We start from the raw sequence: 10,726 nt of genomic DNA on the forward strand, positions 1-10,726 counted from the left end.
GATCACGGCCACCAGAACGCGTTCAGGCTGGCCACGCCCGGCTCGATCGAGACCTCGCGCGGGAAGCCGAGGACGGCCACGCCGCCCGGCGGCATGCCCCGGTAGTCGCTGCTGGTGCCGTCGGTCATCAGGGCCACCAGCTGCTCCAGGCCCGGGTTGTGGCCCACGATCAGCACCCGATCCAGGTCGCGACGTTCGTCCACCAGCGCCGCCAGGGTGCCCGGGGTGGCTTCGTAGATCCGGTCTTCCAGGCGCTTCTCGACATAGCCGATGGCCGTCATCACCGCTTCCAGGGTCTCACGGGTACGTCGCGACGGCGAGCACAGCACGCAGTCCGGCAGCAGGTTGTTTTCCTTCAACCACTTGCCGGCGGCTTCAGCTTCGGCCAGCCCCACCGGCGACAGCGGCCGGTCGAGGTCGGCCTGGCCGGAAACGGCGGGTTCGGCATGGGCATGGCGCAGCAGGATCAGTTCACGCATCGCGGGTTTCCATGGAGAAGAGGATGCAGCAGGAGAAGTGAGGCAGGCATCAAAGCTTGAGCCAGGACAGCAGCGGTTCCCAGTCCGCCTGGTGTTCGCGCACCTGGGCGGAGCGATAGTCGAACAGGCTGCGGCCCAGGCCGGTCATGACCACGTAGCTTTGGCTGTCACGCAGCTGCGCGACCACCGGGTACGGCCATTCGGCCAGCATCTGCAATGCCTGCTGCGAGGTCTGGGTCCAGGGTTTGGTGCGGTTGAGGACCAGCCCTACCGGCAGCTTGCGGCTGTGCACGCGCGGGTTCTGGGCCAGGCTGTTGAGGAAGCCGACGATGGCTTCGATATCCAGCGCCGAGGGCAGCACCGGCACCACCACGGCGTCGGCCGCGTCCAGGAAATGGGGGATATCGTCGGCCAGCGCACCGGCGGGTGCATCGATGATGACGGTATCGGTACCGTCGGGCAGCTTCTGCGCCCACTGCTTCTTCCGATACACATCGATGGGGAGCACCGCGCTTTCCAGCCCGGCACGCCGTTGTGCCCAGCGGGTGCTGGAACCCTGCGGGTCGGCATCGGCGATCACCGTGGCCTTGCCCTGCAATGCCGCGTACGCGGCCAGGTGGGTGGCGACGGTGGTCTTGCCCACCCCGCCCTTGGAACCGGCCACCAGGATCGTCTTCATGCCAGCCTCGCTTCCGGGTACGTGCCCCGAGCGTACACCGGCGGTGGTGACGGGAGGTAGCGCCGTGCTGAACCCGTGGCCATCGCCTTTGCTATCGTGGCGCCCCCGAAGGATCGAACCGGCATGAGCGAACTGCAGGACCTGAGCGCACTGATCCGCGCCAATACCCCCCTGATCGTGATCGAGACCCAGGATGAGGGGCGCATCGTTGAACTGTTCCGGCAGACGCTGATGCACGTGTGGCGGGCCCTGCACCGCTGGTCCATCACCGAGGGCCTGCGCCGCATCGACCTGGACCGCGAGGATCCGCCGGTCGGCCCGCCCGATGCCAGCGCCGCGCTGCAGATGATCCGCCAGGCTGATCAGCGCGGTGTCTACCTGCTGCTCGATTTCCACCCCTACCTGGGCTATGCCAGCCACCAGCGCGCACTGCGCGACCTGATCCAGCGCCGCCACAGCGAGCCGCACGTGCTGGTGCTGATCGGCGCCAAGGTCGAGCTGCCGGCCGAGCTGGAAGCACTGGCGGTGCGCTTCAACCCGCGCCTGCCCGATGCCAACGCCCTGCTGAAGATGCTGCGCGAGGAGGCCGACGCCTACGCACGCGAGCACGGCGGCCGCCGTGTCGAGGTCGACAGCGAGGCGGTGAAGAAGATCCTGAAGAACCTGCAGGGCCTGAGCCTGGTCGATGCCCGCCGCATTGCCCGCCAGCTGATCTACGCCGATGGCGCGCTGCGCGACGACGACCTGCCGCAGCTGGCACGGCTTAAGTTCGAGCTGCTCAACCGCAGCGGCCACCTGTTCTTCGAGCACGACAGCGCACGCTTCGGCGACGTGGCCGGCGCCAACCGGCTCAAGCGCTGGATCAGCCAGCGCCGGGTGGCCTTCATCGCCGGCTCGGCACCGGCCGGCCTGGACCCGCCGCGCGGCATGTTGCTGCTGGGCGTGCAGGGCTGCGGCAAATCGATGCTGGCCAAGGCCACCGCCGCCGGCTTCGGTGTACCGCTGCTGCGCCTGGACGTGGGTGCGCTGTACAACAAGTACCACGGCGAGACCGAGGCCAACCTGCGCCAGGCGCTGGCCTCGGCCGAGCAGCTGGCGCCCTGCGTGTTGTGGATGGACGAGATCGAGAAGGGCCTGGCCAGTGGTGGCGAGGACGGTGGCGTATCGCGCCGCGTGCTCGGCTACCTGCTGACCTGGATGGCCGAACGCAAGGCGCCGGTCTTCATCGTCGCCACCGCCAACCAGGTGCACGAACTGCCGGCCGAGCTGCTGCGCAAGGGCCGTTTCGACGAGATCTTCTTCGTCGACCTGCCCACCCCCGAAGTGCGCGTGGAACTGCTGCGGCTGCATCTGGGGCGACGCCAGCTCAATGGTGACGACTTTGCACTGCCGGCGTTGGCGGCCGCGGCGAATGGTTTCTCCGGCGCGGAGATCGAGCAGGCGATCGTGGCCGGACTGTACGCAGCGCACGCCGAAGGCCGGCCGCTGGACACCGAGCTGCTGATGAACGAGATCCGCGCGACGAGGCCGCTGTCGGTGCTGATGGCCGAGCAGGTCGAGGCCTTGCGTGCGTGGGCGTCGGGGCGGACGGTTTCCGCGGACGATTGAGGTTTCCCGGGAACGGCGCAGCCCCTCGTGGCGGCTGGTTGGCTGTGAACATCAAAAGCCGCGCTTGGCCGGGCGGGGTGGATTCGCGTTGGCTGGCCGCTCTTGAGCGCATGGGGTCAGATCCGTTTTCCTCTGGAAAACGGATCTGACCCCAGTTCGATTTCTATCCCGGCAGATCTCATCCACGCATAGCGTGGATCTACCGTGTCGACCAAGGTCGACACCTACCAACAGTCACGGAACCTGTCGGGGGCGGGGTACTGTCGATTTGCGGGGTGTGAGCCGCATGGATGCGGCGACCAAGCCCCCATGGACGGGTTTACGGCGGCCCCGCAAACCCACAGTGCCCCGCCATCCCTCAGGAAACCCGCTTTGGCTTTGGCTTTGGCTTTGGCTCCAGCCCTTGCTTCTGCGGGTGCCGGGTGCAACCCGCCCCCCCTTCCCTCAGGGCCAGGCCGGCGGGGCGGCCGCCCAGGCCTGCTGCACTTCCGCCAGCGAAGCACGCTCGTCCTCGCGCCACAACGGCAACAACTGCGCATAGCGGCTGCTGTCGCTCCATTGCGTCGGCTCGGTGCGCACTGCGGCGGCATACCACTGCACCGCCTCCTGCTTCCGCCCGGCCCGCCACAGCGCCAGCGCATAGGTCGGTGGCAACCAGCCCGGCTTGCTCAGCGAACCACCGGCAGCCGCCTGCCATTGCTCCAGGGCGGCTTCGGGCTGGCCCTGACGCAGCAGGTCCCACCCGTAGTTCCAGCGCACGCCACGGCCCAGGCTGCCCTGAACCGGCGCATCCTTCAGCGCTTCGCGATACAGCTGTTCACCCAGTTCGGTACGGCCCTGGGCGATGGCCACCGACGCCAGCTGCACGGTGGCCTCCACGGTCCGCCGGCCGCGCTCGCGCTGCTTGAGCAGCTGCGCCACCAGCGCATCCCCGTCGGACTGGACCACGATCATGGGCACGGCGGCCGCATCGCTGTCGAAGTAGAACTCCTGTGGTGCCGGCACCGCCGGCGCGGCCCACACCGGGGCCGCTCCCGAGACCAGCAGCATGCTGCCCAGGATCTTTCCTGCAACTGACATCCCTTCTCCCCAGGCCGCAACTGCAGCCTCCCTCTCTCTCTCCCCGATCCTAACCCCAGCATGGCCGCCGGCGCGAGTGCCGGGGCGGCCGGGCCTCGCTGCTACAATTCGCGCCTTTCCCGCCGCGTGCCTGCACGCGGCCGGTGCCAGCCGATCCTGACCGGGCCAGCCATGACCAGTACCGCGCAACTCACGTCGCCCTCCTCCACCGACCTGATCGACCGTGACTACACGCTCGACCACAAGTACACCCGCAACGAGGGGCGGATCTATCTGAGTGGCGTGCAGGCGCTGGTGAAGCTGCCGCTGATGCAGCGGCTGCGCGACGCGCACCAGGGCATCGACAGCGCCGGCTTCGTCAGTGGCTACCGTGGCAGCCCGCTGGGCGGCTTCGACCTGGAGCTGTGGCGCGCACGCAAACACCTCGACGCGGCCAAGGTGAAGTTCACCCCCGGCCTGAACGAGGACCTGGGCGCCACCATGGTGTGGGGCACCCAGCAGACCAACCTGTTCCCCGGCGCCAACGTGCAGGGCGTGTTCGGCATGTGGTACGGCAAGGGCCCGGGCGTGGACCGCTGCGGCGACGTGTTCAAGCACGCCAATGCCGCCGGCACCTCGCGCTACGGCGGCGTGCTGGCACTGGCCGCCGATGACCATGCCTGCCGCAGCTCGACCCTGCCGCATGGCAGCGAGGACGAGTTCGTCAGCGCGATGATGCCGGTGCTGAATCCGGCCGGTGTGCAGGACATCCTCGACATGGGCCTGCTGGGCTGGGCGATGAGCCGCTATACCGGGCGCTGGGTCGGCTTCAAGACCATCGCCGAGACAGTCGAATCGTCGGCCTCGGTCGAGGTCGACCCGATGGCGCGCCGCATCGTGCTGCCGGAAGACTTCGAAATGCCGTCGGGCGGGCTCAACATCCGTTGGCCGGACCCGCCGCTGGACCAGGAAATGCGCCTGCACCGCTATGCGGTGAAGGCCGCACAGGCGTTCGCCCGCGCCAACGGCATCGACAAGGTGGTGATGGACGCGCCGCGCGCGCGGCTGGGCATCGTCACCACCGGCAAGAGCTACCTGGACGTGCTGCAGGCGCTGGAATACCTGGGCCTGGACGAAGCCGCCTGCGCCGACATCGGCATCCGCGTGTACAAGGTCGGCATGACCTGGCCGCTGGAGCCGCAGGGCATCGCCCGCTTCGCGCAGGGCCTGGAAGACATCATCGTGGTGGAGGAGAAGCGTGCCTTCATCGAGCGCCAGATGAAGGAACAGTTCTTCAACTGGCCGGCCAGCTGGGGCCAGCGCCCGTCCATCGTCGGCAAGTACGACGAGAGCGGCGAATGGATCCTGCCGTCCACCGGCGAGCTGACCCCGGCCACCATCGCCGGCGTGATCGGCCGCCGCATCCAGAAGTTCTTCAACAACGCATCAATCGAGCAGCGGCTGCAGTGGATGCAGGAGAAGGAAGCCGAGCTTGCGTTGCCGCGCGCCAGCTTCCCGCGCGTGCCGCATTACTGCTCGGGCTGTCCGCACAACACCTCCACCCAGGTGCCGGAAGGCTCGCGTGCGCTGGCCGGCATCGGTTGCCATTACATGGTGACCTGGATGGACCGCAGCACCGACACCTTCACCCACATGGGCGGCGAAGGCGTGACCTGGGCCGGGCAGGCGCCGTTCACCGATACCCCGCACGTGTTCCAGAACCTCGGCGACGGCACCTACTTCCACAGCGGCTCGCTGGCGATCCGTCAGGCGGTCGCCGCTGGCGTCAACATCACCTACAAGATCCTCTACAACGATGCGGTGGCGATGACCGGCGGCCAGCCGGTGGACGGTCCGCTGAGCGTGCCGGACATTGCAAAGCAGATGCGCGCCGAAGGCATCCACACCATCGTGGTGCTGTCGGACAACATCGGCAAGTGGACCGGCCAGCGCGAGCACTTCCCAAGCGACGTCGAGTTCCATGACCGCAGCGAACTGGATGAGGTGCAGAAGCGCCTGCGCGAAGTGAAGGGTGTTTCGATCCTGATCTACGAACAGACCTGCGCCACCGAGAAGCGCCGCCGCCGCAAGCGCGGCAAGCTGGAAGACCCGCAGAAGCGGGTGATGATCAACTCGCTGGTCTGCGAAGGCTGCGGCGACTGCGGCAAGAAGAGCTTCTGCGTGTCGGTGCTGCCGAAGGAAACCGAGTTCGGACGCAAGCGCGAGATCGACCAGTCCAACTGCAACAAGGACTATTCCTGCGTGAACGGCTTCTGCCCCAGCTTCGTCACCGTGCACGGTGGCCAGCCGCGCAAAGGCAGCAAGCGCGACGCCTCCACGCTGCTGGACAACCTGCCGGCGCCGACCCTCCGCGGCAGCCTGGAACAGCCCTGGAACATCCTGATCACCGGCGTCGGCGGTACCGGCGTGGTGACCATCGGTGCGCTGCTGGGCATGGCCGGCCACCTGGAAGGCAAGGGTGCAACCGTGCTCGACCAGACCGGCCTGGCGCAGAAGGGCGGCGCGGTGACCACGCATATCCGCATTGCCCGTCGCCCTGAAGACATCCATGCCGTGCGTATCGCCGCTGGCGAGGCCGACCTGGTGCTGGGCTGCGACATGGTGGTGGTCAACGATTACTGGGCGCTGTCGAAGGTGCGTGCCGGCCGTTCGCAGGTGGTGCTGAACACTTACGAAGCGATGCCGGGCACCTTCACCACCCGCCCGGACATGCAGTTCCCCGCTGCCGACATCATCGCCGGCGTGCGCGTGGCACTGGGCGGCCAGGAGCCGCTGCTGCTCGATGCCACCCAGCTGGCCACCGCGCTGCTGGGCGACGCCATTGCCGCCAACCTGTTCATCCTCGGCTACGCCTGGCAGCAGGGCTTGGTGCCGCTCTCGTTCGATTCACTGATGCGCGCCATCGAGCTCAATGGCGCCGCCGTGGCGATGAACCAGCAGGCGTTCGCCTGGGGCCGCCTGGCCGTGGTCGATCCGCAGGCCGTGCAGCAGGCGGCCGGCCTGGTGCGCAACCGCCATACCGATACCGAATCCACCCCGGGCCCGCTGCATCCGCTGCCGCCAGGCGAGTGGGAGGGCAATGAATGGGGTGCCACTGCGGCACCGCGCAACACCGGCGACGAACGCGAACTGCGTGGCCTGCCCTCGCACGGTGGCGACGTGGCGTTCCTGCCGCTGGACGACGCCCGCCTGTCGCGCTCGCTGGATGAAATGATCGAGCGCCGCGCCGCGTTCCTGGTCGAGTACCAGGATGCCGCCTACGCCAAGCGCTACCGTGACCTGGTAGCGCGCGTACGCGCCACCGAAGCCGACCGCATCGGCGGTTCCACTGCGCTGACCGAGACCGTGGCGCGGTACCTGTTCAAGCTGATGGCCTACAAGGACGAGTACGAAGTGGCGCGCCTGTACACCAGCGGCGACTTCCAGCGCCGCCTGCAGCAGCAGTTCGAGGGCGACTACCAGCTGCGCTTCCATCTGGCACCGCCGCTGTTCGCGAAGAAGGACGAGCAGGGACGGCTGTTGAAGAAGGAATACGGCCCATGGATGTTCAAGGCCTTCGGTCTGTTGGCGAAGCTGAAGTTCCTGCGTGGCGGCCGCTTCGATGTGTTCGGGCGCACCGAGGAGCGCCGCATGGAGCGCAAGCTGATTGCTGATTACGAGGCGACGGTGCAGATGCTGCTGGACGGGCTGGAGGATGACCGTCTGTCGCTGGCGGTGGAGATTGCCAGCATTCCCGAGCACATCCGCGGCTTCGGCCATGTCAAGGAAGCGCATTTCGAGCAGGCCAAGGCGCGCGAAGCGGCCCTGCTGGCGCAGTGGCGCAATCCGAAGGCGCTGCATATCGTGCAGGTGGCGTAACCGGCAGCAGGGCCCTACCGGCCCTTGGCCGACTGCCCGAAAGGATCTAGAGCCGGAAGCGCTGGCGATCCATGCCAGCGAACGTCGACATTTCAGAAATTGTCGCCGTTCCATGACATTCTCGAAATGTTATCGAACGGCGACTTTTGATTAAATGTTGCCGAGCGCATACATTCCGCCTATGGACATCCTGCGAACGTCCCGAGACCTGGGCCTGGTCATCCGCCAGCGTCGCAAAGCACTCCGTTGGGATCAGGCCCAGCTGGCCGAACGCGTAGGCGTCAGTCGGCAATGGGTCATCGAAATGGAGAAGGGCAAGCCACGGGTGGAGCTGCAACTGGTGCTGCGGACGCTCAACGTCCTCGGCCTGATACTGGCTACGGGCACTGTCGAGGGAATGGCCTCCTCCGCTGCATCGTCGGAAATGCCTCTGGAACTGCCTGATATCGACACTATCGTGGATGGCAACGGGCTGCGCCCGGACGAGCACCGCGCGACTGCCATGACGTTGGGGCGTAGAAAGCCCCAAAAGGCCGTCTGACAGCCCCTTCCTCCCGGACATCGTGCCTCCCGCATGGACCTCAACGTACTCCTTTCCAACAGACTGGCTGGATACCTGGGACAGGATGCACATGGCCATCCGACATTCCGGTATGCAGACAGTTGGCGCCAGACGCCGGGCGCCTATCCCTTGTCACTTGCACTTCCATTGACAGAGAACAGCGCGCCCGCTGCCACGCTCTCTGCGGTCCTGTGGGGGCTGCTGCCCGACAACGAGGCCCTTCTGCAGCGATGGGCTTCCCGGTTCCAAGTTTCGTCCCGCAACCCGGTCGCATTGCTGTCACATGTCGGTGAAGACTGTGCCGGTGCGGTCCAGTTCGTACGACGCGAACGGCTCGCCGCCGTACTTGCCGGTGAGGACGATCGGCAGGAGGCGCTGTCCCTCCATGAGGTCGCCCAGCGCCTTCAGCGGATCCGAGTGGACCAGATTGCAGCGCGGCAACCCGATGATGTCGGCCAGTTCAGCCTGGCCGGGGCGCAACCGAAGATCGCCCTGATGCAACGCGACGACGGAGGTTGGGCAATTCCGGCCGGTCGCATCCCCACCACGCATATCCTCAAACCCCCCAGTGGCGACTATGACGGATTCGTGGAGAACGAGGTCTTCTGTCTGCGCCTGGCCAGTCAACTCGGCATGTCGGCTGCGTCCACTGAAATGATCTGCATGGAGGACGCACAGGCCATTGCGGTGACGCGCTTCGACCGCGTACGAACAGCACAGGGTTGGCAACGCGTTCACCAGGAAGACTTCTGCCAAGCGCTGGGTGTCATGCCACACATCAAGTACCAGAACCAAGGCGGACCGGGGCCGGCCGATCTGGCGCGCGTGCTTTGGGAACATTCCAGCAAGCCGCGAGCGGATGTCGAAAGGCTGCTGCAGGCACTGCAGTTCAACTATCTCATTGGCGGCACCGACGCGCATGCCAAGAACTATTCGCTGCTGATCGGCGCACAAGGAAACGTTCGCCTTGCCCCGCTGTATGACATCTCAAGTGCACTGCCCTATGCACACCTGCAGCAACGCAAGATCAAGATGGCCATGAAGATCGGCAGCCATTACCGCTGGTGGGATGTCCGCCTGGCGGATTGGGAGGCCACCGCTGATGGAATGACGCTGGACCCGCAGAAAGCACTGTCGGGCCTGTTCGACATGGCAACACAGCTGCCCGGCATCGCCCGGGCGTTGCTTGCGGAACTGCAGGCAGAGGGCATGCGCCACCCGGTTCTGGAACGTTTAGTGGATGGCATCAGTGCAAGCTGCCAGCGCTGCCTGCGGCAATTCGAACAATCCGCTACCTGATCACCCCAACCGCCACAGCAGCAGGCGGTTGTTGGCCGGCATCGCCACGTTGCGCAGGCGCGTGAAGCCGTTGTCCTCGGCCAGCGTCTGCACGGCTTCCGCGTCGCGGATGCCGCTGTGCGGGTCACGTGCCTTCAGCCAGGCATCGAACTGCGCGTTGCTGTCGCTGGTGTAGCGGCCGCCGTAATTGAACGGGCCGTAGATCGCCAGCAGCGCACCGTGGCGCATCAGCGGCGGCAGCGCGGCGAACAGCGCCTGCACGTGCTCCCAACCCATGATGTGCAGGGTATTGGCAGTGAACGCCGCATCGAACGAGCTGCCCTCCGGCAGGGTCAGGCCCACTGCCGGCGGCAGCTCCACCTGCAGCGCCACCGGCGGCAGCAGGTTCAGCAGCGCGGCCTCCGCACGCCAGGCTTCGATGCCGGGCAGATGGTCCGGATGGTCGCTGGGCTGCCAGCGCAGCCACGGCCAGCGCTCGGCGAAGAAGGCTGCGTGCTGGCCGGTACCACTGCCGATCTCCAGCACCCGATGGCGGTCGCCCATCCACGGGTCGAGTGCGGTGGCGATGGGTTCGCGGTTGCGCTCGCAGGCTTCTGAATGCGGCTTGCTCGACATCAGGACGGTGTCCAGGCGGGGTCGGCTCTATTGTGCACGAGGGGGTGTCTGCAGGGCTTGCAGCCCTGCACCCGCCGGAGCCAGAGCCAGAGCAACGTCAAAAGCTGGCATTCCGTGGGATGGCAGGGTTGGTCCGGTTGCGGGGGACGCCGTAAACCCGTCCTTGGGGGCTTGGCCGCGGCATCCATGCCGCGGACACCCCCGCAGCCGGACCCACCCCGCCTTCGACAGTTTCCAGCGATCTGTTGGAACGGCTCTTGGGGTCAGATCCGTTCTCCGCAGGAAAACGGATCTGACCCCGGATTCATTTCGATATCTGACAGAAAAATCGTGTCGACCAAGGTCGACACCTACCAACAGCCGCAGGAATCTGTCAGAGGTGGGGCGGTGTCGGATTGCGGGGTGACTGATCTGGCCCCCCGTCAGCGGACGCCAAGAAGCGATACTTTGATCGCACTTGGAGGTCCCTTATGTCCCGTATCACCCGTCGTAGCTATACCGATGAGTTCAAGCACCAAGCCGTGGAGTTGGCCGAGTCGCTCGGGC

Annotated in this window: 8 protein-coding genes; 4 read left to right on the forward strand and 4 right to left on the reverse strand. The window is 66.4% G+C overall.

The genetic code is table 11. The features are described from left to right. Positions 1-2: 2 nt before the first annotated feature. Complete coding sequence (locus AC5P7S_RS13830) at positions 3-479, reverse strand: SixA phosphatase family protein (protein ID WP_005420985.1); 477 nt, start codon at positions 477-479, stop codon at positions 3-5. A 49-nt stretch (positions 480-528) separates the two neighbouring features. Then, entirely contained in the window at positions 529-1,158 is a 630-nt protein-coding gene (locus AC5P7S_RS13835; protein WP_005420986.1) for a nucleotide-binding protein, read from the reverse strand. 123 nt (positions 1,159-1,281) lie between these two features. Between AC5P7S_RS13835 and AC5P7S_RS13840 the strand changes: the two genes are divergently transcribed. Next, positions 1,282-2,766: an AAA family ATPase gene (locus AC5P7S_RS13840; RefSeq protein WP_005420987.1), complete on the forward strand. Its 1,485-nt coding sequence runs from the start codon at positions 1,282-1,284 to the stop codon at positions 2,764-2,766. 444 nt (positions 2,767-3,210) lie between these two features. On the opposite strand, the gene AC5P7S_RS13845 is transcribed toward AC5P7S_RS13840, so the two are convergent. Beyond that, on the reverse strand, positions 3,211-3,846 hold the full coding sequence (locus AC5P7S_RS13845) for a tetratricopeptide repeat protein (RefSeq protein ID WP_095378442.1): 636 nt from the start codon (positions 3,844-3,846) through the stop codon (positions 3,211-3,213). Between the two features lie 171 nt (positions 3,847-4,017). Between AC5P7S_RS13845 and AC5P7S_RS13850 the strand changes: the two genes are divergently transcribed. The 3 genes from AC5P7S_RS13850 (at position 4,018) to AC5P7S_RS13860 (ending at position 9,565) form a co-directional block, all read left to right on the forward strand. Continuing rightward, the gene (locus AC5P7S_RS13850; protein ID WP_095378443.1) at positions 4,018-7,704 is read left to right on the forward strand and encodes an indolepyruvate ferredoxin oxidoreductase family protein; all 3,687 of its coding nucleotides are present in this window, start codon (positions 4,018-4,020) and stop codon (positions 7,702-7,704) included. A 181-nt stretch (positions 7,705-7,885) separates the two neighbouring features. Further along, positions 7,886-8,245, forward strand: a complete 360-nt coding sequence (locus AC5P7S_RS13855) for a helix-turn-helix transcriptional regulator (RefSeq protein ID WP_095378444.1) — start codon at positions 7,886-7,888, stop codon at positions 8,243-8,245. Between the two features lie 33 nt (positions 8,246-8,278). Beyond that, positions 8,279-9,565, forward strand: a complete 1,287-nt coding sequence (locus tag AC5P7S_RS13860) for a type II toxin-antitoxin system HipA family toxin (RefSeq protein ID WP_095378445.1) — start codon at positions 8,279-8,281, stop codon at positions 9,563-9,565. On the opposite strand, the gene AC5P7S_RS13865 is transcribed toward AC5P7S_RS13860, so the two are convergent. After that, entirely contained in the window at positions 9,566-10,180 is a 615-nt protein-coding gene (locus AC5P7S_RS13865) for a DUF938 domain-containing protein (RefSeq protein WP_095378446.1), read from the reverse strand. It abuts the gene before it with no gap. Between the last annotated feature and the right edge of the window lie 546 nt (positions 10,181-10,726).

It is taken from the genome of Stenotrophomonas sp. YJH_SMC_32 (assembly GCF_059369975.1).

Coding starts and splice junctions, on each gene's coding strand:
- AC5P7S_RS13830 (WP_005420985.1), bottom strand. CDS start 479: ATGCGTGAACTGATCCTGCTGCGCCATGCCCATGCCGAACCCGCCGTT.
- AC5P7S_RS13835 (WP_005420986.1), bottom strand. CDS start 1,158: ATGAAGACGATCCTGGTGGCCGGTTCCAAGGGCGGGGTGGGCAAGACC.
- AC5P7S_RS13840 (WP_005420987.1), top strand. CDS start 1,282: ATGAGCGAACTGCAGGACCTGAGCGCACTGATCCGCGCCAATACCCCC.
- AC5P7S_RS13845 (WP_095378442.1), bottom strand. CDS start 3,846: ATGTCAGTTGCAGGAAAGATCCTGGGCAGCATGCTGCTGGTCTCGGGA.
- AC5P7S_RS13850 (WP_095378443.1), top strand. CDS start 4,018: ATGACCAGTACCGCGCAACTCACGTCGCCCTCCTCCACCGACCTGATC.
- AC5P7S_RS13855 (WP_095378444.1), top strand. CDS start 7,886: ATGGACATCCTGCGAACGTCCCGAGACCTGGGCCTGGTCATCCGCCAG.
- AC5P7S_RS13860 (WP_095378445.1), top strand. CDS start 8,279: ATGGACCTCAACGTACTCCTTTCCAACAGACTGGCTGGATACCTGGGA.
- AC5P7S_RS13865 (WP_095378446.1), bottom strand. CDS start 10,180: ATGTCGAGCAAGCCGCATTCAGAAGCCTGCGAGCGCAACCGCGAACCC.